Annotated in this window: 14 protein-coding genes; 8 read left to right on the forward strand and 6 right to left on the reverse strand. The window is 68.8% G+C overall.

Going from position 1 to position 26410, the window contains the following annotated elements; genetic code table 11:
- Positions 1 to 142: 142 nt before the first annotated feature.
- The gene (locus ACZ9AQ_RS04095; protein WP_429202622.1) at positions 143 to 781 is read right to left on the reverse strand and encodes a phosphohydrolase; all 639 of its coding nucleotides are present in this window, start codon (positions 779 to 781) and stop codon (positions 143 to 145) included.
- A 134-nt stretch (positions 782 to 915) separates the two neighbouring features.
- On the opposite strand from ACZ9AQ_RS04095, the gene glpD reads away from it, so the two are divergent.
- On the forward strand, positions 916 to 2562 hold the full coding sequence (gene glpD / locus ACZ9AQ_RS04100; RefSeq protein ID WP_429202620.1) for a glycerol-3-phosphate dehydrogenase: 1647 nt from the start codon (positions 916 to 918) through the stop codon (positions 2560 to 2562).
- Here the strand turns inward: glpD and ACZ9AQ_RS04105 are convergent.
- Complete coding sequence (locus ACZ9AQ_RS04105; protein ID WP_429202618.1) at positions 2559 to 3401, reverse strand: protein-glutamate O-methyltransferase CheR; 843 nt, start codon at positions 3399 to 3401, stop codon at positions 2559 to 2561. The two genes, glpD and ACZ9AQ_RS04105, sit on opposite strands and share 4 nt — an antisense overlap.
- 55 nt (positions 3402 to 3456) lie before the next feature.
- Positions 3457 to 8370 (reverse strand): response regulator, encoded by a 4914-nt coding sequence (locus tag ACZ9AQ_RS04110; RefSeq protein WP_429202616.1) that lies wholly within the window; start codon positions 8368 to 8370, stop codon positions 3457 to 3459.
- Positions 8371 to 8709: 339 nt separating this feature from the next.
- Here ACZ9AQ_RS04110 and ACZ9AQ_RS04115 point away from each other — a divergent pair, with 339 nt between their 5' ends.
- Positions 8710 to 9450, forward strand: a complete 741-nt coding sequence (locus ACZ9AQ_RS04115; RefSeq protein ID WP_429202614.1) for an autoinducer binding domain-containing protein — start codon at positions 8710 to 8712, stop codon at positions 9448 to 9450.
- Here the strand turns inward: ACZ9AQ_RS04115 and ACZ9AQ_RS04120 are convergent.
- Positions 9425 to 9697, reverse strand: a complete 273-nt coding sequence (locus tag ACZ9AQ_RS04120) for a helix-turn-helix domain-containing protein (RefSeq protein WP_429202613.1) — start codon at positions 9695 to 9697, stop codon at positions 9425 to 9427. The genes ACZ9AQ_RS04115 and ACZ9AQ_RS04120 overlap by 26 nt on opposite strands.
- A 198-nt stretch (positions 9698 to 9895) precedes the next feature.
- On the opposite strand from ACZ9AQ_RS04120, the gene ACZ9AQ_RS04125 reads away from it, so the two are divergent.
- Positions 9896 to 10477, forward strand: a complete 582-nt coding sequence (locus ACZ9AQ_RS04125; protein ID WP_429202611.1) for an acyl-homoserine-lactone synthase — start codon at positions 9896 to 9898, stop codon at positions 10475 to 10477.
- A gap of 12 nt (positions 10478 to 10489) precedes the next feature.
- On the opposite strand, the gene ACZ9AQ_RS04130 is transcribed toward ACZ9AQ_RS04125, so the two are convergent.
- Positions 10490 to 12547 carry a prolyl oligopeptidase family serine peptidase gene (locus ACZ9AQ_RS04130; RefSeq protein WP_429202610.1) on the reverse strand — a complete coding sequence of 686 codons (2058 nt, stop codon included), beginning with the start codon at positions 12545 to 12547 and terminating at the stop codon, positions 10490 to 10492.
- Positions 12548 to 12630: 83 nt separating this feature from the next.
- Here ACZ9AQ_RS04130 and ACZ9AQ_RS04135 point away from each other — a divergent pair, with 83 nt between their 5' ends.
- From ACZ9AQ_RS04135 to ACZ9AQ_RS04155, 5 genes are all read left to right on the forward strand, one after another.
- Positions 12631 to 15642, forward strand: a complete 3012-nt coding sequence (locus ACZ9AQ_RS04135; RefSeq protein WP_429202608.1) for a CHASE domain-containing protein — start codon at positions 12631 to 12633, stop codon at positions 15640 to 15642.
- A 103-nt stretch (positions 15643 to 15745) separates the two neighbouring features.
- Entirely contained in the window at positions 15746 to 19171 is a 3426-nt protein-coding gene (gene recC / locus ACZ9AQ_RS04140; protein WP_429202606.1) for an exodeoxyribonuclease V subunit gamma, read from the forward strand.
- Entirely contained in the window at positions 19168 to 22833 is a 3666-nt protein-coding gene (gene recB / locus ACZ9AQ_RS04145) for an exodeoxyribonuclease V subunit beta (protein WP_429202604.1), read from the forward strand. The genes recC and recB overlap by 4 nt, the downstream gene beginning before the upstream one ends.
- On the forward strand, positions 22820 to 24769 hold the full coding sequence (gene recD, locus ACZ9AQ_RS04150; protein WP_429202602.1) for an exodeoxyribonuclease V subunit alpha: 1950 nt from the start codon (positions 22820 to 22822) through the stop codon (positions 24767 to 24769). The genes recB and recD overlap by 14 nt, the downstream gene beginning before the upstream one ends.
- Positions 24770 to 24778: 9 nt before the next feature.
- Positions 24779 to 25330, forward strand: coding sequence for a hypothetical protein (locus ACZ9AQ_RS04155; RefSeq protein ID WP_429202601.1), 552 nt, complete (start codon positions 24779 to 24781; stop codon positions 25328 to 25330).
- A 43-nt stretch (positions 25331 to 25373) separates the two neighbouring features.
- Here ACZ9AQ_RS04155 and ACZ9AQ_RS04160 read toward each other — a convergent pair whose 3' ends face one another.
- The gene (locus ACZ9AQ_RS04160) at positions 25374 to 26324 is read right to left on the reverse strand and encodes a serine hydrolase (RefSeq protein ID WP_429202600.1); all 951 of its coding nucleotides are present in this window, start codon (positions 26322 to 26324) and stop codon (positions 25374 to 25376) included.
- Positions 26325 to 26410: the final 86 nt, after the last annotated feature.

Below are 26410 nucleotides of genomic sequence, written 5' to 3' on the forward strand. Positions count from 1 at the left end.
ATCCACATTTCTTGTGGATAGACCAAAAGGCTGAATGAAATCAGCCACTTAGTGTTCAATAATACCTGTGCGAAACTTAGATTTCCGCGCAGCACCTTGCACGGCGTCGTCCCACTGCGGCAAGTCGCAGGCGCAGACGGACTCAAGCTTGGTTGGGCCCGGTCAGCCGCGCGAGCTCGGCCAGGAAGCGCTCAGAGGCCACGCCAGGCGCCCACGGTTCCCACGGCCGGCAATCATAGTAGGCGGCAAGCGGATCCTCGGCCAGCACCCCGGCGCGGATCTTGAGCGTGCGCCGCACCTCGTCGCGCGACCAGCCGGCCACGTGCACCGCTTCGCTGGCGGCGGCCAGGCGGTCGGCGCGCTTGTGCGCCGCGTGGCCGCGCGCATCCCAGGCCGGCAGGCCATAGCGCAGGAATACCATGTGTTCCAGGCGTGTCGTCAGCGCGCGGAAGGCGTCGCCCAGGAAAGGCTTGATGACCGAGATCGCATCGAAGCCGAGCAGACCTTCCTCGGCGTCGTGCAGCAGTTCGCGCAATTCTTCCAGCGGCGTGATGGCCGGCGTGGCAGCGCGGCGCAGCAGCATCACCGTGATCGAGTGCTGGGCCACCGACAGCGGCAGTGGCCAGGCCGAGTGGCCGCCCCAGCGGTAGGTGCGGGCCAGGCCGAGCGCCAGGTCGGCGTCGTCCCAGTCGAAGGGTGTCGGGTCGAGCAGGTCGAGACGGCGGCCGGATGGCATGCGGACCCAGGCGCGGGTCCGGTCGGGCGTGGACGGGATGGACATGTGGCGATTTTACACACCGGCCTGTCGATTCTCCGCATAATTGATGCAGGCGAACGCCGGGTTCGCGCGCGCGCGTAAAGTGGATCGGATGCGCTGGGCGGGTGCGCTGGGCGGATGAGCGTGGAGGAGAGGCGATGGGCGGGGACACGACGATCGATTGCGACCTGCTGGTGGTCGGCGGCGGCATCAACGGCGCCGGGATCGCGCGCGACGCGGCCGGGCGCGGGCTGGCCGTGGTGCTGTGCGAGAAGGACGACCTGGGCGCGCATACCTCGTCCGCCTCCAGCAAGTTGATCCATGGCGGCCTGCGCTACCTCGAATACCGCGAATTCGGCCTGGTGCGCAAGGCGCTGGCCGAGCGCGAGACCCTGCTCAGGAGCGCGCCGCACATCATGCGCCCGCTGCGCTTCGTGATGCCGCACGTGGCGGGCCAGCGTCCGGCCTGGCTGATTCGCGCCGGGCTGTTCCTCTACGACCGGCTGGCGCCGCGCGATTTCCTGCCGGCGTCCAGCGCGATCGAGCTGGCCGGCCATCCCGCCGGCGCGCCGCTCAAGCCCGAGTTTGCGCGCGGCTTCGCTTATTCGGACGGCTGGGTCGACGATGCGCGGCTGGTGGTGCTCAACGCCCTCGATGCCCACGAGCGCGGGGCGCGGGTGCTCACCCATGCGGCCTGCGACGACGTGGTCCGCCGCGCCGCGCACTGGGAGGCGCGGATCGATCGGGGCGGCGCGCCCCTGACCGTGCGCGCGCGCGGCCTGGTCAATGCCGCCGGCCCGTGGGCGGCGCGCTTCGCCGGGCGCGCCAACCGGGACGCGCCGCACCGCGCGCTGCGCCTGATCAAGGGCAGCCATATCGTCGTGCCGAGCCTGTTCGAGCACGGCTGCGCCTACCTGTTCCAGCATGCCGATGGCCGGGTCGTGTTCGCGCTCCCGTACGAAGAAGCGTTCACCCTGGTCGGGACCACCGACGTCGATTTCACGGGCGACCCCGGCGCGGCCGCGATCGGCGAGGGCGAGACGCGCTACCTGTGCGCGCTGGCCAACCAATACTTCAAGCGCCAGCTGGCGCCTGGCGACGTGGTGTGGAGCTATTCGGGCGTGCGTCCGCTGCTGGACGACGATGCCGGCAAGGCGGCGGCGATCACGCGCGACTATTTCCTCGAACGCGACGCCGATGGACCGCCGCTGCTGTCCGTCTTCGGCGGCAAGATCACGACCTACCGCAAGCTGGCCGAGGAAGCCGTCGACTGGATCGCGCCGCTGCTGGGCACGGCCCCGGCCGGGGCGTGGACGGCGGGCGCCGTACTGCCGGGCGGCGACCTGTTCGGGCCGCAGCCCGACAGCCGTGGGGTGCTGGAGTTCGACCGCTGGGTGGCGGCGCTGCAGCGCCGCCATGCCTGGCTGCCGAAGCCCTTGGCGCTGCGCTATGCGCGCGCCTACGGCACCCGGGTGGACGTTTTACTGGACGACTGCCGGGCGCTGGCCGATCTCGGCCCTGAAGTGGCCCCTGGCCTGTACGAGGCCGAGCTGCGTTACCTGATGACGCACGAGTGGGCCACGTGTGCGCAGGATGTCTTGTGGCGCAGGACCAAGCTGGGCCTGCACTTGCGGCCGGGCTTGGCAGACCGGATCGATGCCTGGATGGCGGGCAGGGTCGGCGGCCATGCCGCCGACGCGGCGATGGTTGGCGCCAGCATCATCCGGCGCGACATCGCGGCCGATAACGACCGCCGCGTCGGCGGCGAAGCCGCCAACCCTACGGGCGTCGGCATTCGTTATTAACGCACCCGCTTGTACCAGGTCCCATCCTCGAACAAGCTCTGGTAGTCGGCCGCGCCGGCGTCGCCTGCCCCCAGCGCGCGGTCGAGCCCGAGCACCCCGAACAGGGCCAGGCTGTCCCTGAACAGGCGCAGCACGCGCTGGCGCAGCAGCGGGCCGAAGTCGGGCAGGGCGCGACAGCAGACGATCGTGTGGAACTCGTTGAACGAGCCGTCCGTCACCAGGCAGTACTGCAGCCAGGTGATGCGCTCGCGCAGCCGAGGCAGCAGGCACGCGCGGCCGTCGCTGACCTCGAAGTAGTCGGCCAGCCGCCCGCTGCCGCCGCTGGCTTCGTAGCCGCGCTGGGCGTCCATCAGCTGGGAGGCCGGCAGCGTGGCTTCGCGCGCCTCGAACAGCAATTCGTCGCTGGCCAGGGTCGCGAACACCTCGGTGCGTGCGTACAGCTTTTCCTCGGCCAGCAGCACGGCCAGGGTCCAGGCTTCGCCCACGCCGGCCACCTCGGGCAGCCAGACCTTGGGCAGGGCGGTCGGACGCAGGCTGTCGGCCAGCGCGCCGCGCTGGCGCCGCGCCCAGTCGGGCCGGTCGAACAGCGAAGCCGGCTGCACCGCCAGCGCGCGCACCACGCCCAGCGCCGCGCCGGGCGCATGCAGCACCTGCTCCTGCAACCGCGTGAGATTCGGCAATGCGTGCAGGCGCGCCAGTTCCTGCAGCCGGCGCCGCAGGACGGCGCGCTCATGGCTGCGGTAATCCAGGCCGAAACGCTGGTACAGCGCTTCGAGCAGCAGCTCGATCTCGAGCTCCGCCAGGCCGGTATCGACCGGCACACCAGTCAGGGCGTTCATCGCGGCCTCGGCGCAACCATCGATGCAACCATCGATGCGGTCATCAATGCGGCCATCAATGCAGCCAAACCCGCATCATCGACAGCAGCTGCGCCACGTCGACCGGCTTGGTGATGTAGTCCGAGGCGCCGGCCGCGATGCACTTGTCGCGGTCGCCCTTCATCGCCTTCGCGGTCAGGGTAATGATCGGCAGCGAGCGGAATTTCGGGATGCGGCGGATCGCCCGCATCGTGTCGTAGCCGTCCATCTCGGGCATCATGATGTCCATCAGGACGATCTCGATGCCCGGGTCTTTCTCGAGCACCTCGATGCCGTCGCGGCCGTTCTCGGCGAACAGCACCTGCATCTGCTGGCGCTCCAGCAGCGTCGAGAGAGCGAAGATGTTGCGCAGGTCGTCGTCGACGATCAGCACCTTGCGCCCGGCCAGGCCCGAGTCGAGGGCGTGAATCTCCTCCAGCATGCGGCGCTGGGTCTCGGGCAGGCTGGCCTGCGAGCGGTGCAGGAACAGCGCCGTCTCGTCCAGCAGGCGCTCGGGCGAGCGCGCATCCTTGATCACGATGGTCTTGGCAAAGCGCTTGAGCTTCGTGACTTCCTTGCGATTGAGCTCCTGGGAAGTGTAGATCACGATCGGCAGGTCGCGCAGGCGCTCGTTGCGGCCGATCTGGTCGAGCAGGTCGAAGCCCGAGATGTCGGGCAGGGTCAGGTCGAGCACCATGCAGTCGAAGTGCGAGGATTGCAGGACCTCGAGCGCGGCGGCGCCATGGTCGACCGTCACCATATGGATGTCGTTGTTGCCGATCAGGGAAACGATCGCGTCGCGCTGGGCCGGATCGTCCTCGACCACCAGCAGGCTGCGCTTGCCGCCCATCAGGAATTTCTGGATGCGCTTGAATTCCTCGTTCAGCGCCTCGCGCTCGACCGGCTTGTTGATGTACGAGATGGCGCCCTGGCGCAGCGCGCGTTCGCGCTCGCGCAGTGACGACATCACGTGCACCGGGATGTGGCGCGTGCTCGGGTCGCGTTTCAGGCGGTCCAGCACCGTGAAGCCGTCGATGTCCGGCAGGTCGAGATCGAGCAGGATCGCCGACGGCAGGTAGTCGCGCGCCAGCGACAGCGTCGAATCCCCGCGGTGGGTCACAATCGCTTTGAAGTTTTTCTCTCGGGCGAATTCGAGCACCACCTTGGCGAAGCGCTCGTCGTCCTCGACGATCAGCACCGACGGGTCGCCCGGCGTCACCAGGCCGCGGTCGTCCAGCACGCTCGCGTAGGCGACCACGGCGCCGCTCGGGTCGAGCAGGTCCGCCGTGCGCTCGAGGGTCGAGACTTCGCTGTGTTCCTGCAGCACCGGCACCAGCGGGGCGGGGATGGTCAGGGGCGGGGCCAGGCGCGCCGGCTGCGGCTGGCGCGCCTGTTCGTAGTTGATGAAGCCGGCGCGGTTGTACGGCAGGTAGAGCGTGAACACCGAGCCGACGTTGACCGTCGACTCGACCCGGATTTCGCCGCCCAGGAGGCGCGCCAGTTCGCGCGAAATCGACAGGCCCAGGCCGGTGCCGCCATACTTGCGGGCGGTCGAGCCGTCGGCCTGCTGGAACGCTTCGAAGATCAGCTGCAGCTTGTCGGCCGGGATGCCCACGCCGGTGTCGTGCACCGAGAACGCCAGCACCGCGTCGGCATGCTCGAGGTTCGGGTGGTCGGCGGTCCAGCCGCTCGTCACCAGGCTGATGCCCAGCGAGACCTGGCCATGGCTGGTGAACTTGAAGGCGTTGGACAGCAGGTTCTTCAGCACCTGCTGCAGGCGCGTGGTGTCGGTCATCACGGCGGTCGGCAGGTTCTCGGTCAGCTCGACCTGGAAGCCCAGATGCTTGGCCTCGGCCATGTGGCGGAAGGTGCGGTCGACGTAGTTGCGCAGGTTCGAGAAGCGGTATTCCGACACGTCCAGCGTGACGGTGCCCGACTCGATCTTGGACAGGTCGAGGATGTCGTTAATCAGGGTCAGCAAGTCCGAACCCGAGCCGTAGATCGTCTTCGCGAACTCCACCTGCTTGCCCGACAGGTTGCCTTCCGGGTTGTCGGACAGCTGCTGTGCCAGGATCAGCAGCGAATTCAGGGGCGTCCTCAACTCGTGCGACATATTGGCCAGGAATTCGGACTTGTACTTCGAAGACAGCGCCAGCTGGGTCGCTTTTTCTTCCAGCGCCAGCTTGGCCTGCTCCACCTCGCGGTTCTTGCGCTCCACCTCGATGTTCTGCTCGGACAGCAGGCGCGCCTTCTCGCCCAGCTCCTGGTTGGTCTGCTGCAGTTCCTGCGCCAGCGACTGCGACTGGGTCAGCAGCGACTCGGTGCGGCTGTTGGCCTCGATCGTGTTCAGGACCACGCCGATCGATTCCATCAGCTGGTCGAGGAAGGACAGGTGGGTTTCGGTGAAGCGGTCGAGCGAGGCGATCTCGATGACGGCCTTGACCTGCTGCTCGAACAGGATCGGCAGCACCACGATATTGTTCGGCGGCGCCGAGCCCAGGCCCGAGGACACCACGATGTAGTCGCGCGGCACGTCGGTCAGCCAGATGCGGGTCTTTTCCAGCGCGCACTGGCCCACCAGGCCTTCGCCCGGCAGGAACGAGGTCGGCAGCTTGCGGCTCGAGCGGTAGCCGTAGGAGGCGATCATGCGCAGGCGCGCATCGGTCTCCTGCGAGTCCATCATGTAGAACACGCCATGGTGGGCCGACACCAGCGGCGCCAGTTCCGACAGAATCAGCTTGGTCACCGCCTGCAGGTCGCGCTGGCCCTGCAGCAGGCGCGTGAAGCGCGCCAGGTTGGTCTTGAGCCAGTCCTGCTGCGCGTTCTTCTGTGTGGTTTCCTTCAGGTTGCGGATCATCTCGTTGATGTTGTCCTTCAGGTAGGACACCTCGCCGCGCGCTTCCACCTGGATCGAGCGCGACAGGTCGCCGCGCGTCACCGCGGTCGCCACTTCGCCGATCGCGCGCATCTGGTTGGTGAGGTTGGCCGCCAGCTGGTTGACGTTTTCCGTCAAGTCCTTCCAGGTGCCGGCCACGCCCGACACGTTCGCCTGGCCGCCGAGTTTGCCCTCGGTGCCGACCTCGCGCGCCACGCGCGTGACTTCCGACGCGAACGAGGACAGCTGGTCCACCATGACGTTGATGGTGTCCTTCAGCTCGAGAATCTCGCCCTTCACGTCCACGGTGATTTTCTTGGACAGGTCGCCGCGCGCCACCGCGGTGGTCACCGCCGCGATGTTGCGGACCTGGCCGGTCAGGTTCGAGGCCATGAAGTTGACGTTGTCGGTCAAGTCCTTCCAGGTGCCGCCGACGCCCGGCACATAGGCCTGGCCGCCGAGTTTACCCTCGGTGCCGACTTCGCGCGCCACCCGGGTCACCTCGGAGGCGAACGAGGACAGCTGGTCGACCATCACGTTGATGGTGTTCTTCAGTTCCTGGATCTCGCCCTTGACGTCCACCGTGATCTTCTTGGACAGGTCGCCGTTGGCCACGGCGGTGGTCACTTCCGCGATGTTGCGCACCTGGGCCGTCAGGTTGCCCGCCATCGAGTTCACGCCGTCGGTCAAGTCCTTCCAGGTGCCGGCCACGCCCGGCACGTTCGCCTGGCCGCCGAGTTTACCTTCGGTGCCGACCTCGCGCGCCACGCGCGTGACTTCCGAGGCGAACGAGTTCAGCTGGTCGACCATCACGTTGATGGTGTTCTTCAGCTCGAGAATCTCGCCTTTCACGTCCACCGTGATCTTCTTGGACAGGTCGCCGTTGGCCACCGCGGTGGTCACGTCGGCGATGTTACGCACCTGGCCGGTCAGGTTGCCCGCCATCGAGTTGACCGAGTCGGTCAAGTCCTTCCAGGTGCCGGCCACGCCTTTCACCACCGCCTGGCCGCCGAGTTTCCCCTCGGTGCCGACCTCGCGCGCCACGCGCGTCACCTCGGAGGCGAACGACGACAGCTGGTCGACCATCACGTTGATGGTGTTCTTCAGTTCCAGGATCTCGCCCTTGACGTCCACCGTGATCTTCTTGGACAGGTCGCCATTGGCCACCGCGGTGGTCACCGCCGCGATGTTGCGCACCTGGCCCGTGAGGTTCGACGCCATGAAGTTGACGTTGTCGGTCAAGTCCTTCCAGGTGCCCGCCACGCCCGGCACATAGGCCTGGCCGCCGAGCTTACCCTCGGTGCCGACCTCGCGCGCCACGCGCGTGACTTCCGAGGCGAAGGAGCGCAGCTGGTCCACCATGACGTTGATCGTGTCCTTCAGTTGCAGGATCTCGCCGCGCACGTCCACCGTGATCTTCTTGGACAGGTCGCCGTTGGCCACCGCGGTGGTCACTTCGGCAATGTTGCGCACCTGCGAGGTCAGGTTGCCCGCCATCGAGTTGACCGAATCGGTCAAGTCCTTCCAGGTGCCGGCCACGCCCTTGACCTGCGCCTGGCCGCCCAGTTTGCCCTCGGTGCCGACCTCGCGCGCCACGCGCGTGACTTCGGACGAGAACGAGGACAGCTGCTCGACCATGGTGTTGGCCGTCATCGCCGCGCGCAGGTACTGGCCCTTGAGCGGGTGGCCGTCGACTTCGAGGGCCATGGTCTGGGACAGGTCGCCTTTCGCCACTGCGCCGATCACGCGCGCCATCTCGGTGGTCGGGCGCACCAGGTCGTCGATCAGCGTGTTGACCGAGCTGATCATGGTGCTCCAGCCGCCCACCACGCCCGGCAGGTCGGCGCGCTGGGTCAGGTGACCTTCGCGGCCCACCACCCGCGAAACTTCCGTGACGGTCTCGACCATTTTCTGCTTGGTCTCGATGATGTCGTTCAGGGTGTCGGCGATCTTGCCGGAAACGCCAGTCCAGTCGTCAGGCATGCGTACCGAAAAATCGCCTTTTTTCAAGGCCATCAATGTGGTGAGCAGCAGCTTGACGTCCAACTGTTCGCCCATATCGGTCATGGTGTTCATCGCCTGGATCCTCATCCTGAAAGGAAGTTTATTAGTTAGCCGTTGGAATCGGCAAAGTGTCGTTTTTAGACATGCACAAGATACGATTCTATAGATCTAAATCAAGTTGCGAAACGGTATCTCGGCTAGTAAATACTTGCTAATCTGAAATTTGTTGCAGGTAATTCGGCGGAGGGTAGCCGATTCCCCTCTGGCGAGGCGCACGATTGTAAATTGTTGTTGTTTATGCACGACAGCATGCATCAATAATAAAAGTAAATATCTCCGTTGTTAATTTCTGTGAATTTGTGAACGGGGTGAACCATCTAGCATAGGGGTGTTATATCAAACTTTACCCCCATGATTGACACTGCGCTATTACGCGAGCTGATGCAGGCCAAGGATGCTTCTCATTGGAGCGCGTCCCTGTTCAACATTGCCCGTGGGCTAGGCTTTGACCAGGTACTGTTTGGCGTCGTCAATTCGCGTCATACCCGTTTCGAGTCGGCCTTCTTGCGCAGTAATTACTCCGAAAGCTGGCGCGATCGTTACGACCGCAACGGCTTCGCCTACGTCGATCCCACGGTCGCCCATTGTCAGTCGAGCACGATACCCATCGTGTGGGAGCCGGGCACGTTCGCGTCCGGCCCCCAGCAGGCTGGGCTCTACGAAGAGGCCAGCGCCCACGGCATCCGCAGCGGCGCGACCTTGCCGGTGCACGGGCCGCAGGGCGAGTTCGGGGTGATCAGTTTTGCGTCCGACGCGCGGCCCGACGCCGATGCCCGGCGCGCCATGAGCGAAGCGCTGCCGATGCTGGCGCTGGTGCGCGACTACGCCTTCGTGTCCTCCGGGCGTTTCCGCGACGAGGAGGCGCGGCCGGACGAGACGCCGCGCCTGACGCGGCGCGAACTGGAAGTGCTGCAGTGGGTGATGGCGGGCAAGTCATCATGGGAAATCGCGCGCATCACGGGTTGTTCCGAAGCCACCGTCAATTTTCACCTGGCGAATGTGCGTCAAAAATTTGACGTCAACACTCGCCAGCAGGCGGTGGTCAAGGCCATCGCCCTGGGGCTCATCACCCCTGAAGATCACCATCGCTGAGCTTGCCGTTCATGTACATGCGCAGAAGAATCGACACCGGCGCCGGGATCGCAAGACCGGTCTCGAAGCGGCTGCCGCTGGACTGGGTGACGCCGAAGCGACCCCAGAATTTTTCCTGGCTCTCGCGCTTGGTAATGCGCAGCCGGCGCAGCTCGTGCGGCGCCAGGCGCGTGGTACCGGCGGCCTGGATGAGGTGGTTCGCTTGCAGTTCAGCTGCCAGTGCGTCGCACATCAGATCGTTTGCCATGATGGTTCCTTTCGGGGTGATGAATCGGAGAGTCCGGAAGCTGCGCCGGGAACTGCGTCGTTTCCAAAAGTATTGCACCGCCGATATTGATCGCCACCTATCAATGCTGATAGTACCCACCTTACCCATTTTGCATGACGCTTTTATGCGTAGTGCATATTTCTTGAACCGATTTTCTCAACCAGGAGGGGGTTGGCAATGAGCATGCAAATCACGATCGCGCCGCGGCGCGCATTCGCATCGAAAGAGCTGTGGGAAATGCATACGCTGCGCGCGAAGGTATTCCGCGGGCGGCTGGGATGGGAAGTGCCGGTGCTGTCCGGCATGGAGATCGATGGCTACGACGCGCTCGAGCCGCGCTACATGCTCATGCGCGACGGCGAGACGCTGCGCGGTTGCTGGCGCCTGCTGCCGACCGAAGGGCCGTATATGCTCAAGGATTCCTTCCCCCAGCTGCTCGACGGCCAGGAGCCGCCGAGCGACCCGCACATCTGGGAACTGTCGCGTTTCGCCATCGAGACCGAAGGCGCCGGCAGCTATGGCTTTTCGGAGATGACGATGGAATCGATCGAGGCCATCATCCGCCACGCCCACGAGCGCGGCCTGTCGCGCTACGTCACCGTCACCACCACCGCGATCGAGCGCATGCTGCGCCGGGCCGGCGTGGTCACCACCCGCATCGGGTCGCCGCAGGCGGTCGGGATCGAGACCGCGGTCGCGCTCTACGTGGAGATCGAGCCGACCTGGGAAGCGCTGTTCGCCAGGCGGCTGGCGTCCTGACGCGCAGCGCGATCACGCCGCATGAGAGGACGAATCCGACGCCGGGTGCGCACCGAGCTGGCGCAGCAGGAACGTGTAGGTCAGCGCCACCATCCGCGCGGTCTGGGCGTTGTCGGCGGCGCCGGCATGGCCGCCCTCGGTGTTTTCCCAGTACAGCACGTCGTGTCCCTGGTCCAGCATGCGCGCCGCCATCTTGCGCGCATGCGCCGGATGGACGCGGTCGTCGCGGGTCGAGGTGGTCAACAGCACGCGCGGGTAGCGCTCGCCGGGCCGCACGTTGTGGTACGGAGAGTAGCGCGCCAGGTAGGCCCAGTCGTCGGCATCGTCCGGATCGCCGTATTCCCCCATCCACGAGGCGCCGGCCAGCAGCAGGTGGTAGCGCCGCATGTCCAGCAGCGGCACCTGGCACACCACGGCGCCGAACAGGTCGGGACGCTGGGTCAGCGCCGCGCCGACCAGCAGGCCGCCATTGCTGCCGCCCATGATGCCCAGCTGTTGCGCCGTGGTGACGCCGCGCGCCACCAGGTCCTGGGCGACGGCGATGAAGTCGTCGAATGCGCGCTGGCGGTGCTGGCGCAGCGCCGCCTGGTGCCAGCGTGGGCCGAACTCGCCGCCGCCGCGGATGTTCGCCAGCACGTAGGTGCCGCCCTGTTCGAGCCAGGCGGCGCCGGTCATGCCGCTGTAGAAGGGCTTGAGCGACACCTCGAAGCCGCCGTAGCCGTACAGCAGGGTCGGATTCGGTGTGCCGACGCTCGCCCCCCGTCGGGTAACGACGAAATAGGGCACGAGCGTGCCGTCGCTGGACGCCGCCGCGTGCTGGCTCACTGCATACGGTTCGGCGTCGAAGAAGGCCGGCATCGCCTTGAGCGGCTCGCGCGCGTCGCTGCCGCTTTGCATCAGGTACAGCGTGGTCGGATGCAGGAAATCGGTCACGGTGAGGAAGTAGTCGTCCGAATGGTCCGAATCCACGGCCGACACGCCCAGCGAACCGATGCCGGGCACGGCGACTTCGCGCCGCAGCCACGCCCCATCCTCGCGGCGCAGCTCGACGATGCGGTTCTTGACGTTGTCGAGCACCGTCAGCAGCAGGCTGCTCCTGGTGGCCGCCACGCCGTCCAGCGAGGTCGTTGGCGTCGGCGCGAACAGCACCTCGAAGGCGCGGCCGCCGCTCATGAAGGCGTCGAAGCCGGTCGCCAGCAGCGCGCCCTGGGGATACGTCACGCCGTCGATGGTCCAGTCCGAGCGCAGCTCGATCACGAGCTGGTCGCGCAGGGCGAAGGCGCTGGCGTCGAGCGGCTTGTCGATCCGGGTCAGCTGCGCGCCGCGCCGCCAGAACAGTTCGCTCGTATAGAAATCGATCTGGCGCAGCACGAACGCGCGTTCCCAGCCGGGGCTGTGGTCCTGGTAGCCGGACGCCGCCATGTCGCCGGGGGCCGCCTCGTACACGGTGATGGCGGCCGCCAGCGGCGTGCCGCGCTTCCACTCCTTGACGATGCGCGGATAGCCCGACTCGCTCAGGCTGCCGGGGCCGAAGTCGGTGCCGACGAACAGGGTGTCGCGATCGATCCAGGACACGTCGCTCTTCGCCTCCGGCAAGACGAAACCGTCGGCCACGAAGCAGAGCCGGTCGAGGTCGAATTCGCGCACCACCCTGGCGTCGCCGCCGCCGCGCGACAGCATCACCAGGCAGCGCGCGGCATCGGGCTCGAGCCAGGACACGCCGGCCCAGACCCAGTTTTCATTTTCGGTGCGCGCCAGCGCGTCGAGGTCGAGCACCGTTTCCCAGGCGGGGGCCGGCTTGCGGTACTCGGCAAGCGTGGTGCGGCGCCAGACGCCGCGCACGTGGGTCGCGTCGCGCCAGAAGTTGTAGCACCAGCCGCCATGCACGCCGACGAAGGGAATCTTGTCGCTCGAATCGAGGATGCCTTGCAGGCGTTCGCGCAGCGGCGCGAAGCGCGGATCGGCCTCCAGTTCGGCTTCGGTGGCCGCGTTGCGCGCGTCGACCCAGGCGCGCGCCTGTTCGGTGTCGATCTGTTCCAGCCACAGCCAGGGATCGTCGTGGTGTTGCATGCTGTCCTCATCAGTATCGCGCCGGCCCGGCGCGCCGATATACTAGCAATATTGGGTGGCAGGCACCGCCCTCCACGGAAAGCATGAAGCGCTCCGCCATGTCAGGAATCGACGCCATCGGCGCGGTTTGGGCGCGCCTGGGCCGGCCGTTCGTGCTGTGGGGCGGCGGCATCGCGCTGTCGCTGGCGGTCGGCGTGCTGCTGCATGCGGTGGCCAGCGCCTCGATCGAGGACGAGGCGCGCGGGCGCTTCGATGGCCTGGCCCGCGCGGCGCGCGACCGGATCGACGTGTCGCTCGCGTCGTATGGCCGCGCCGTGCGTTCGCTGGCGGCCCTGCATGCGGCCGGCGCCGGCGACGCCGTGCCCGACCGGGCGTCGTTTCACCGTTATGTCGCCGCGCTCGACATCGAACGCAGCTATCCGGCGATCGAGGGGGTGACTTACGCCGCCCACGTGCCCGAAGCCGGGCGCGAGCGCTTCGTCGCCGGCATGCGCGCCGATCGCAGCGTCGACGCCCGCGGCTACCCGGAGTTCGCGATCTTTCCTGCCGGGCGCCGTCCCTGGTACGAGGTGATCGCCTACCAGTATCCGGTCGACCAGCCCAGCCGCCGGCTCGGCTTCGACATGGCCGCCAGGCCCGCCGTCGCCCGCGCCCTGGAGCAGGCGCGCGACACTGGCGGCATCAGCGCCTCGGGACAGCCGGTATTCCTGCGCGACCCCACGCCGCACTATACCCTCGGCATGCGCATGCCGGTCTATCGCGGCGGGGTGACCCCGCCGAGCCTCGAAGGGCGGCGCGCGGCCTACCTGGGTTCGTTCGGCATCGCCTTTTCGGTGCCCGAACTGGTCGACAATGCGCTGGCGGCATCCGCCGGCGCGCCGCTGTCGGTCAGCGTCTACGGCGCGAACCGCGATGCCGAAGGGGGCGAACTGCTGCTGCACGGGCCCGACGTGCGGCGCACGCCGCTCGACCCGGGCGTCTGGCTCACGACCGTCCTCGACGTGGATTTCGGCGGCAACCGGTGGACGTTGCATTTCGCCGCGCCCGAGCGCGCCATGTTCCGGGGCGCCGATCCCTGGATGCCGATGGCGGCGCTGGCCTTCGGCTTCGCCGGCACCCTGCTGGTCTACGTGCTGTTCCTGGCCCAGTACCGCTCGCGGCGGGCCGCCGTCGAGCAGCGCCTGCTGCTCGACACGGTGCTGGACAACCTGGACGCCGAGGTCTACCTGAAGGATGCGGGGCGGCGCATCCGCTACCTCAATGCCAAGGGCGCCTCGCGCTTCGGACGGCCGGCGGCGGAGCTGGTCGGCCGGCGCGACGTCGAGGCCCTGGGCCGCGACCTGGCCGATGGCGCCTGGGAGCTCGATCGCGCGGTGCTGCAGGATGGCCGCCGCAGCTGCGCCCAGGTGGCGCAGCCGGCCCCGGGCGGCGCGCCGCGCCAGCTGTGGACGGTGCGGGTGCCGATGCAGGTCGATGAGGAAGCGGCCGTGCTGTGCGTGGCGACCGACGTCACCGAGCTGCACCGCCTGAAGGCGCGTGCCGACGCCGCCAGCAAGGCCAAGAGCGACTTCCTGTCGAACATGAGCCACGAGATCCGCACCCCGATGAACAGCATCATCGGCATGACCCACCTGGCGCTGCAGGCCGGACCCGACGCGCGTCAGCGCGACTACCTCGAAAAGATCGACCACTCGGGCCAGCACCTGCTGGGCATCATCAACGACATCCTCGATTTCTCCAAGATCGAGGCCGGCATGCTGGAGCTGTCGCGGGTGTGCTTCATGCTCGACGCGCTGATGCGCAACGTCGAGGCCCAGCTGGGCACCGCGGCCGCGGCCAAGGGCCTGGGCTTCGACATCGAGATCGATCCGGTCCTGATGCGGCCCCTGTGCGGCGATTCGCTGCGGCTGGAACAGGTGCTGCTCAACTTCGCCGGCAATGCCGTCAAGTTCTCCGACCGCGGCCGGATCACGCTGCGCGCGCGCCTTGCGCGCGCCTTCGGTCCCGAAGTGCTGGTGCGCTTCGAGGTGGAAGACCACGGCGTGGGCATCGACGCCGCCGCGCTGCCGCACCTGTTCACGCCGTTCCAGCAGGCCGACCAGTCGGCCACGCGGCGCCACGGCGGCACTGGCCTGGGCCTGGCGATCAGCCGCCAGCTGGCCGAACTGATGGGCGGCGAGGTCGGCGTGGCCAGCACGCGGGGTGAGGGCAGCACCTTCTGGTTCACGGCGCGCCTGGCCCTGGACGATGCCGCCGGCGCGCGTTCGGGGGCGGGCCTGGGCGCCGCGCCGGCCGCGGTCCAGGTGCGCCTGGACGGCTGCGCGGTGCTGCTGGTCGAGGACAATCCCTTCAACCAGCAGGTCGCGCGCGAGCTGCTGGAACAGTCCGGCGCCGCGGTCGAGGTGGCCAACAATGGCCTCGAAGCGCTGGCGGCGATGGGGGGCAAGCGCTTCGACTGCGTGCTGATGGACGTGCAGATGCCGGTGATGGACGGGCTGGAAGCGACCCGTCGCATCCGCCGCGATCCCGCCTTGCAGCACACCCTGGTGGTGGCGATGACGGCCAATGCCGGCGTCGACGACCGCGCGCGCTGCCTGGCCGCCGGCATGAACGAGTTCCTGGCCAAGCCGGTGGTGCCGGAACTGCTGGCGGCCACCATCGCGCGCTGCCTGGGCCGCGCCACGGCGCCGGAGTCGTGCGGGGATGGGCAGGGTGGGCAGGCGCAAGTGCTCGACCTGGCCAGCCTGGCCAGCACCGCCGGCGGCGACACCGAGCGGATGCGTAAATATGCGTTCCTGTTCCTCGATACCGCACGCGAGAACCTGGCCGCGATCGAGGCCGCCCTGGCCGGCGGCGACCTGACCCACACCGCCAGCCTGGCGCACCAGCTCAAGTCGGCGGCGCGCGCGATCGGCGCCGCCAGCTTCGGCGCCATCTGCGAAGACCTGGAGGCGCAACCGACGCGCTCGCCGCGCCTGGGCGCGGCCGGCACCGCCCAGGCCCGGGCGCTGGCGGCGCGCCTGCGCGCACTATTGATCCGGATCGAACGCGAAGTCTCGACCCAGTTCGGTAGCCGGGACGGCGAGGTGCGTTGAGGGGCGCCTTTCGAGGTGCCCTTGAGGGCAGGGGCCGCCTGCGCCCCTACCGCGAGCGGACCAAACACGGTATGCTGTGGACCCGACCGTTCGAGCTTCACGCATGCCTTCCCCGATCACCCCCGGCCTCCTGATCCTCCATGGCAACCAGATGGAGTTGCTGCGCAGCGCCGTGTTCGACTGGCTGCGCAACCATCCGCTCGGCCCCCTCGAAGAAGAGATCTTCCTCGTGCAGTCCAATGGCGTGGCCGAATGGCTCAAGATCGCGCTGGCCGAGGAGATCGGCGTATGCGCCGCCACCCGGGTGGCGCTGCCGGCGCGCTTCATGTGGGAAGCGTATCGCGGCATGCTGGGCCGCGAGCGGGTGCCCAATCGCGCGCCGTTCGACAAGGATCCGCTCACCTGGCGCCTGATGCGCCTGTTGCCCACCCTATTGCAAGAGGACGGCTACGAGCCGCTGGCGCGCTTCCTGGCCGACGGCGACGCCGAGCGCCGCCTGCAGCTGGCCGAGCGCGTGGCCGACCTGTACGACCAGTACCAGGTCTACCGCGCCGACTGGCTGGCCGACTGGGCCGCGGGCGGCGACCAGTTGCGCCGCGCCGCAGGCTCGCTGGGCCATGAAGCCGTGCCGCTGGCGCCCGACCAGCGCTGGCAGGCCTGCCTGTGGCGCGCCGTGCACGCCAGCCTGGACGAGTCGCAGCGCGATAGCGGGCGCGCGACCATCCACCAGCAGTTCCTCGCCGCGATCGAGGCCGGCCAGGCGCCCGCCGGCCGCCTGCCGCGCCGCGTGGTGCTGTTCGGGATGTCGACCCTGCCGTACCAGACCCTGCAGGCGATCGCAGCGCTCTCGCGCCATACCCAGGTGCTGTTCGCGGTGCCGAACCCGTGCCGCTTCTACTGGGGCGACATCATCGATGGCCGCGACCTGCTCAAGGCCGCGCGCCGGCGCCAGCCGCAGCGGGGCGGCGTCGACCTGGGCGCGATCCCGATCGAGGAGCTGCACGCGCACAGCCATCCGCTGCTGGCGAGCTGGGGGCGCCAGGGGCGCGACTTCGTGCGCATGCTGGACGAATTCGACAACCAGGACCGCAGCGAAGAAGCGGGTTCGGCCGATACTGCGCCGCTGAAGGTCGACCTGTTCGCCGACGACGACGGCGCGACGCTGCTGGGGCAAGTCCAGGCCGCGGTGCGCGACCTGTTGCCGCTGTCCGAGCACCCGCGCGTGCCGCCGGCGCCGGGCGAGCGCTCGATCGAATTCCACGTCACCCACAGCGTGCAGCGCGAAGTCGAGGTCCTGCACGACCAGCTGCTGTCGTGGTTCGCGCAAGACCCGAGCCTGCGGCCGCGCGACGTGGTGGTGATGGTGCCCGACATCGACAGCTTCTCGCCGGCGATCCACGCGGTGTTCGACCAGCATCGCCAGCGCGACTTGCGCCGCATCCCGTTCGAGATCGGCGACGTGCGCGACCGCAGCGTCAACCCGCTGCTGGTGTCGCTCGAATGGCTGCTGCGCCTGCCGCAGCAGCGCTGCCGCCAGAGCGAGGTGCGCGACCTGCTGGACGTGCCGGCCGTGGCGCGCCGCTTCGGCCTGGGCGACGACGACCTGGCCATCCTGGGCCGCTGGATCGAGGGCGCCGGCGTGCGCTGGGGCCTGGACCGTGAACACCGCGCCGGCCTGGGCCTGGGCATGGCGGGCGAGCAGAACGCCTGGATCTTCGGCGTGCGGCGCATGCTGCTGGGCTACGCCAGCGGCGCCGGCGCCAGCTTCGCCGACATCGAGCCCTATGCGGAGGTCGGCGGGCTCGACGCGGCGCTGGCCGGCGCGCTGGCGCAGCTGGTCGACTGCCTGCTGAATTGGCGCGCCCGGCTCGACACGCCGCGCACGCCGGCCGCGTGGGGCGAAGCAGCGCGCGAGATGCTGTCGTGCTTCTACGCCGCCAGCGATGAAGCCGACCGCCTCACCCTGCAGAGCCTGAACGAAGGCCTGCAGTGCTGGCTCGAGACGTGCGACGCGGCCGGTTTCGACGAGAGGGTAGAGCTGGCGGTGCTGCGCGAAGCCTGGATGAACGAACTCGACCAGCCGACGCTGAACCACCAGTTCGTCTCGGGCGGCGTGACCTTCTGCACCCTGATGCCGATGCGGGCGGTGCCGTTTCGCGTGGTGTGCCTGCTGGGCATGAACGACGGCGACTTCCCGCGCCGCGCGCGCCAGTCCGACTTCGACCTGCTGGCGCTGCCCGGCATGGCGCGCCCCGGCGACCGTTCGCGCCGCGACGACGACCGCTACCTGATGCTCGAAGCCCTGCTGGCGGCGCGCGACAAGTTCTACGTGAGCTGGGTGGGGCGCAATGTGCGCGACAACAGCGAGCAGCCGCCATCGGTGCTGGTGTCGCAGCTGCGCGACTATCTCGCCGATGGCTGGAACCTGGACCTGGCCAGCCTGACGACCGAACACGCGCTGCAGCCTTTCAGCCGCGTCTATTTCCAGCAGGGCGGCCTGTTGACCTATGCCGGCGAATGGCGCCTGGCCCATGGCGCCGAGCAGCTGGAAGGGGGCGATGCGTTGCCGCCCTACGCGCTGGAGCCCGACTTCGTGCTCAAGCTGGGCGAGCTGGCCAGCTTCCTGCGCCAGCCGGCGCGCTACTTCTTCCGCCGCCGCCTGGGCGTGGTGTTCGCCGACGCCGCCCAGGTGGGAGAGGACGAGGAACCTTTCGCGCTCGACGCGCTCGAGCGTTACCAGATCGAGGACCACCTGCTGGACGACAGCGGCGAGCCCGAGAAGCTGCACGAGGTGCGCGCCACGCTGGCCACGCGCGCCGAGCGGCTTGCGCGCGAGGGCGTGCTGCCGATCGGCCTGATGGGCCGCATGTGGCAGGAGCAGCTGGTCGAGAGCCTGGCGCCGGTGCGCACCGAGTGGCTGCGCCTGGGCGCGCGCTTCCCGGAAGTTGCGCCCAAGCAGGCGCTCCATCTCGAGCTGGACCACGGCGGGCTGGACGACATCGTGCTCGACGACTGGATCGATCGCTTGCGCAGCAATGGCGAGCGCACCGCGTGGCTGATGCAGCTGTCGTCGAAGGTGCTGGACCGCAACGGCCGCCCGCGCGGCGACAAGCTGATCGCCCCCTGGCTGCGCCAGCTGGGCAGCAGCGCGGCCGGCCATCCGGTGGCCGGTTACCTGGTCGCGCGCGACGCGGTGCTCGAGATGGCGCCGCTGGCCCGGGAAGAGTCGCTGCAGATCCTGCGCGACCTGGTGCGCCTGTGGCGCGCCAACCTGGATGCGCCGCTGCCGGTGGCCTGCCGCACCGCGCTGGCGCAGCTGGCCGATGGCGACCCGCGCGCCACCTATGACGGCGGCTTCGAGCAGAGCGGCGAAGTGGACGACCTGTGCCTGGCGCGGCTGTGGCCCGATTTTGAAGCGCTGCGCGGCGCCGGCGGCTGGCCCGAGCTGGCCGAGGAATTGTATGGACCGCTGGCGCGCTGGATGGATGGCGCCGTCACGATCAAGCCCTTGCAGGAGTTGTCCGCATGAGCAGCAAACTCGAAGCGATCCGGTTCCCGCTGCACGGCTCGCGCCTGATCGAGGCGTCGGCCGGCACCGGCAAGACCTGGACCATCGCCGCCCTCTACGTGCGCCTGGTGCTGGGCCACGGCGGCGACGACGCCTTCGTGCGTCCGCTATTGCCGTCCGAAATCCTGGTGATGACCTTCACCCGCGCCGCCACGCGCGAGCTGGCCAACCGGGTGCGCGAACGGCTGGTGCAGGCGGCGGACTACTTCCGCGGCGAGTCCGCGGCCGACGATCCCTATCTGGAAGAACTTGCCGGGGCCTATGCGCCGGGCAGCGAACGCAGCATCGCCGCCCACCGCCTGATGCTGGCCGCCGAAACCATGGACGAGGCGGCGATCTTCACCATCGACGCCTGGTGCCAGCGCATGCTGCGCGAGCACGCCTTCGACAGCGGCAGCCTGTTCGACGAAGAACTGGTGAGCGACGAGCGCATGCTGTTCGAGGACGCCGCCCACGACTACTGGCGCCAGCACGTGTATCCGCTCGACGCGCAGAACCTGGCCGTCGTGCTCGACACCTGGAGCGACGTCGAGGCGCTCAAGGCCAGCGTACGCGAGCTGGTGCATCGCGGGCCGCTGTTGGGCGAAGTGGAGCGCGCGCCGCTGGGCGCGCTGGTGACGCGCCTGGCCGAGGCCCAGCGCGACGAACTGGCGCGCCTCAAGCACGGCTGGCTCGAGCGCGCCGACGCGATGGAGCGCTGGATCGCGGGTCACCGCGAACGCGCGCCCAAATGCTTCAACGGCAACAAGATGCGCGCCGATTCGCTGCTCAAGTGGTTCGAGGCGCTGCGCGCCTGGGCGCGCGACCCGGCGCGGCACATGCCCGACCTGAGCGACACCGCTTGGCGCCGCCTGACCCCGGACGGCATCGTGGACGCCTTCAGCAAGGACTTCAGCGCCGAGGTCCCGGCCTGCTTCGACGCCACCGCCGCGCTGCAGCAGGCGCTGGGCGCGATCGATCCGATCGCCCACGCGCTGCTGCGCCACGCCGCCGGCCACATCGGCGCGCGCATGCGGGAACTCAAGCGCCGCAACCGCCAGTTCGGCTTCGCCGACATGCTCGAACGCCTGAAGCTGGCCCTGGAAGGAGAGAACGGCGCGGCGCTGCGCGAACGCATCGTGCAGCAGTATCCGGTGGCCATGGTCGACGAATTCCAGGACACCTCGCCCGACCAGTACCGCATCTTCGACCTGCTGTACCGGGTAGGCGACAACGATCCGCGACAGGGCCTGTTCCTGATCGGCGACCCCAAGCAGTCGATCTATGGCTTTCGCGGCGCCGACATCCACAGCTACCTGTCCGCGCGGCGCGCCACGGGCGCTCGCCACTACCAGCTCGACACCAATTACCGCTCGACGGCGGCGCTGGTGGGCGCGGTCAATGCGCTGTTCCTGCACGCCGAAGGCGGCGACGGCCGGCCCGGCCACGCGGCAGCGGCGTTCCGCTTCCGGCGCGGCGACGACAATCCGCTGCCGTTCGAGGCGGTCAAGGCGCGCGGCCACCGGGAGCGCCTGATTGGCGTCGATGGCGACGGCGAGATCGAGGCCCTGTCCGTGTGCACCACCTGCCGCGACGACCTCAAGGCCGAGGACTACCGCAGCTTCTTCGCCCACCACTGCGCCGAGCACATCGTGCGCCTGCTGAACGACGAGCGGGTCGGCTTTCAGGATGAGGAAGACGGCAGCTTCCGGCGCCTGATGCCGGCCGATGTCGCGATCCTGGTGCGCGACCGGCGCGAGGCGGCCGCCGTGCGCCAGGCGCTGGTGCGGCGCAAGGTGGCCAGCGTCTACCTGTCCGACAAGGATTCGGTGGTCGAGAGCGAGGAGGCGGCCGACGTGCTGCGCTGGCTGTACGCGGTCGCCAATCCGCTCGACGGCGTTCTTGCGCGCGCCGCCTTCGCCACCCGCACCGCGGGGCTGCCGATGGGCGAACTGGCCCGGCTGTCGAGCGACGAGCTGGCGTGGGAACGGCGGGTCGAGCAACTGAAAGCCCTGCACGGGGCCTGGCAGCGGCGCGGGGTGCTGGCGATGCTGCGCACCTTCATCCACGAACTGGGACTGCCGGCGCGCCTCCTGGCAGAGCCGGGCGGCGAACGGCGCCTGACCAATCTGCTGCACCTGGCCGAACTGCTGCAAGAGGCCAGCACCCAGCTCGAGGGCGAGCAGGCCCTGATCCGCTGGTTCGCCGAGCAGATCGGGGGATTGGGCGGCGGCGGCGACGAGCGCGTGCTGCGCCTGGAAAGCGACGCCGAGCTGGTCAAGGTGGTGACGGTGCACAAGTCGAAAGGCCTCGAGTATCCGCTGGTCTACCTGCCGTTCGCGGTGACCGCGCGCGCGACCAACCGCCGCAACCGCGCCTTCTTCGATTACGTGGACGACGAGGGCAGCCGCCGTCTCGACCTGGCGCTGTCGGACGAGGCGCTGGAGGCGGTGGACCGCGCGCGCATCGAGGAAGACCTGCGCCTGCTGTACGTGGCCCTGACCCGGGCGCGCCACTTCCTGTGGCTGGGCGCGGCGGCGGTGGCGGGCGCGCGCAAGGGCGAGAACCGGCTGCACGAATCGGCGCTCGGCTACCTGCTGGCCGGCGGCGCGCCGATCCCGGCCGCCGGCTTGCGCGATCACTTCGCGGCGGTGGCCGGCGCTGCCGGCGCTATTGCCTTGCGCGAGCTGGAGGCGGAAGACGGCGTCACCATGCTGGCGCGCCAGGATGCGCGTCCCGCGCTGCTGGACGCGCCGGTGTACCGGGCCGAATTCGAGAAGGACTGGTCGATCGGCTCGTTCACCTCGCTGACCCGGCATGCGGTGGCGCCGCCGCCGACGCCGATGCGCGCCCAGGAACAGACCCTGCTGGAGGAAGCGCCGCAGGCGCCGCTGCCGCCGCGCATCGAGGACGTGGCCTGGCACCGCTTCCCGCGCGGCTCGGTGCCGGGCAACTTCATGCACGAGCAGCTCGAATGGCTGGCGCGCGAAGGCTTCGACTGCCTCGACCAGCCCCATGGCCAGACGCGGCTGGTGAAGCGCATCGAGCGCGCCGGCTGGGGCCACCGGCTCGACGACGCGCTGTCCTGGCTGCGCGCGATCGTCGACACGCCGCTGCCGCCGCTGGGCGCGCCGCTGCGCGCGCTGCAGGGCGTGCTGCCCGAGATGGAATTCTGGTTCCCCAGCGAGCGCCTCGCACTGCCCGCGCTGGACGAATTGTGCCGCGCGCATCTGTTGCGCGGCATCGAGCGCCCGGTCTTGCCCGAGCGCGACCTGCATGGCATGCTCAAGGGCTTCGCCGACCTGGTGTTCGAGCACGACGGGCGCTACTGGGTGCTCGACTACAAGACGAATGCGCTGGGGCCGAACGACGCCGCCTACAGCCAGGCGGCGATGCAGGCCGGCATGGCCGAGCACCGCTACGAGATCCAGGGCAGCATCTACCTGCTGGCGCTGCACCGCCTGCTGCGCGCGCGCCTGGGCGCGTCCTACGCGCCCGAGGTCCAGCTGGGCGGCACGATCTTCATGTTCCTGCGCGGGATCGCCAACCCGGACACGCGCGGCTGCTGCGTGCTGGCGCCCGACCTCGCGCTGCTGGACGGACTGGAACGATTGCTGGACAAGGACAAGCATGGGCAAGACTGACCCCGATCGCAGGATCGAACCCGATCCTGCGGCCCTGTGGCATGAGATCGGCAACCTGACCGAGGCCGGCGAACTGCGTCGCCTGTCGGGCGCCTTCGCGCGCTTCATTGCGCAGCTCGGGGCCGCGCCGCCGCCGCTGGTGCTGGCCGCGGCGATCCTGTCCGAGCTCGAAGGCCATGGCCACAGCTGCGTCCAGCTGGCCGACCTGGCCGCCAGCCCGGCGTCCCTGCTGGGCTGGAGCGACGAACAATGGGCGCGGCTGGCGTTGGCCGCGGCGCCGCTGCCGCGCGGCGTGGCGGGCTGGAGGAAGCTCCTGGCCGGCTGCGGGCAGGTGTGGGTGCGCGAGGAGTTCGACTACGACCAGCCGCTGGTGCTGGACGGCGAGCGCCTGTACCTGCGCCGCTACTGGCGCGACGAGACGAAGGTCGCGCGCGCCGTGCGTGAACGCGCCGAGGCGACCCATCCGGTGGATGCGGGCCTGGTGCGCTCCTGGCTCGACAGGCTGTTCGCGGCCGCGCCCGACGCTCCGCGTCCCGACTGGCAAAAGCTGGCCTGCGCCGTGGCCCTGCGCGGCTCGGTCGCGATCATCACGGGCGGCCCCGGCACCGGCAAGACCTACACGGTGGCGCGCCTGCTGGCGCTGCTGTTCGCGACCGCGCCGGACGCCGAACGCCAGCGCGTGGCCCTGGCCGCGCCAACCGGCAAGGCGGCCGCGCGCCTGAAGCAGTCGATCGACAAGGCGCTGGGCGAGCTGGCCGAGCGCGTCGGCGCCGCGCTGCCGCTGCGCGAATTGACCGCGCGCATGGGCGCCGCGCGCACCCTGCACAGCCTGCTCGGGGCGCGGCCCGACACCCGCGCCTTCGCCCACCACCGCGGCAACCCGCTCGACGTCGACGTGTTGATCGTCGACGAAGCCTCGATGGTGCATCTCGAGATGATGGCCAGCCTGCTCGACGCGCTGCCGCCGGGCGCCACCCTGATCCTGCTGGGCGACAAGGACCAGCTGGCCTCGGTGGAGGCGGGCGCGGTGCTGGGCGACCTGTGCCACGACGCGCAGTCCGGCAACTACGACGACGACACCATCGCCTATGTGCGAGCGGCGAGCGGCGAGGCGATTCCCGCGCAGTATGCGGGCGAGGGCGGCGCGCTGGCGCAGCAGACCGTGATGCTGCGTCACAGCCGCCGCTTCGGCGGCCCGATCGGGCAGCTGGCGCTGGCGGTCAATGCCGGCGACACGGCGCGCGCCGAGGCGGTCTTGCGCGCCGGTGCAGAAGACGGCGATGGCGTGCGCTGGATCGAGCACGCGCAGCCATCCCAGTTGCTGCAACTGGCCCATGCCGGCTACGCCCCCTACCTCGAACTGGTCAAGGGCGGGGCGGCGGGCGACGTGGACTGGATACGCCAGGTGCTGCAGCGCTTCGAGACCTTCCGCATCCTGTGCGCGGTGCGCGACGGCGAGTGGGGCGTGTCGGGCCTGAACGAAGCGATCGAGAAGCGCCTGGAAGCCGGCGGCCTGCTGCGCCGCGGCGCCGAATGGTATGTGGGCCGGCCGGTGATGGTCACCCGCAACGACTATTCGACCGGCGTGTTCAACGGCGACATCGGCGTGACCCTGCCCGACCCCGCGCGTCCCGGCGCGCAGCGGGTCTACTTCCTGGAAGGCGACAACGTGCGCAGCGTGCTGGCCACGCGCCTGCGCAACGTGGAAACGGCGTTCGCGATGACGGTGCACAAATCGCAGGGTTCGGAGTTCCGCCACACGGTGCTGGCGCTGCCGCGCGAGAGCAATGCCATCCTGACGCGCGAGCTGGTCTACACCGGGATCACGCGCGCCAGCCGCGAATTCACGCTGGTGACCCCGAGCGGCGAGGTGCTGCGCGAGGCGATCGCCAGCCGCACGCACCGCACCAGCGGCTTGCGTGAACTGGTGGCCTAGGAGTTCGTCATGCGACTTGCCGCAACCTTGCTGTCGCTGTGCCTGGGATCGTTCATGGTCGACGCGCAGGCTGCCGGGGCAGCACCGGATATGCCGCTCGACGGCGAGCAGATCGCCTCCGCGACGGTCGTCCTGTTCCCGTCCGGTATCTTCACACGCGCACCGTTGACCGAAGCCATGCTGGCGCTGCAGGGGTGCACGTTCAAGACGGTTGGCGACACCGCCAGGCAGGTGGCGCTGGCTGGCATCCTGAATCGGCGCCTGTCGGCTGGGGCGCAGGGCGATGGGTTTCCCAACCAGCTGCGCAATCTCGTCTACCTGCAGTTGCGCGACGGCGCAAGATTGCGTTACACGTTGACCGACGAATATGATGCGCCGGGCCGTGTTCTTGGCTGGGTCGACAGCGACAAGGGCGACGGCAGGCCGCTGCTGGCAGGCCGGGAGTTGCTGTTCGACTTGCGCGACTGGGCCGCAGATGTGACGGACAGGAAGAACTTCAGCGCCCACTGCCTGGCAAAGCCGGTCCGGCCGCCCGGGGCACGCAGCGCGCCGCTCGAATGACGAAGAGGCCTTGCGGCCTCTTTGTCATTGGGACGATGCGACTTTAGTCGCGGCGCTTGCGCGTGACCTTGACCTTGGCCTTGACGCGCTTCTTGGTCACCTTGGCTTTCGACGCCTTCGACTTGGCGCGGGCCTTGGCCTTGGCGCTGCCGGCGCTGGCCTTGATGCGCGGCCCGCCCGCGGCGCGCGCCACCCGGCTTACCGGCTCGTCGCCCGTGATGAAGCGGCGGATGTTCAGCGCATCCAGGATGCGCGCCGACGAGGCGTTGGCATTGAGCAGCACCAGCGTCGCCTTCTTGCCGGCGGCGGTGATGTTCATGATCAGGCAGCGGCCGGCTTCGTTGGTGAAGCCGGTCTTGGACAGGCCGACGTCCCAGCCCTTGGCGCCGACCAGTCGGTTGGTATTGCGGTATTCGACGCCGCGGCCGTTGATGTCGATGATCTCGCGGGTCTCGGTCGTCATGCGCACGATTTCCGGATAGCGGGCCGAGGCCGACGCCATCTTGACCAGGTCGGCCGCGGTCGAACGATTGTGCGGGGACAGGCCGGTCGGTTCTTCGATCTCGGTCTGGCTCATGCCCAGTGCGCGGATCTTGCGGCGCACGGCGGCCTTGAAGCCTTCTTTACCACCCGGGAAGGTGCGGGCGAGGGCGGCGGCGGCGCGGTTATCCGAAGACATCAGTGCCAGGTGCAGCACGTCGCGGCGCGTGATGCTGGCGCCGACCGGCACGCGCGAGCTGCTGAACTTGACGCGGTCGACGTCGTCGCGGTCGATCTCGATCATCTCGTCCATGTCGAGCTTGGCGTCGAGCACGACCATCGCCGTCATCAGCTTGGTCAGCGAGGCAATCGGCACGACCGCATCGGCATTTTTCTCAAGCAAGATCTTGCCGGTATCGTCCTCCACCACGAGCACCGATTGCGAACCGAACGGGACGGCGAATGCCGCAGCCGAAAAGGTCATCAGGACCGTTGCGAACAGTTTCTTAATCATTCTTTGTCTGGGATCTGGGGTTGAAGTTGACGTCAGGGCGCCGGGCGGCGCAGGATCAACATCTATCGCTAGGGAAGCATTGATTC

It is taken from the genome of Massilia sp. UYP34 (assembly GCF_056279385.1).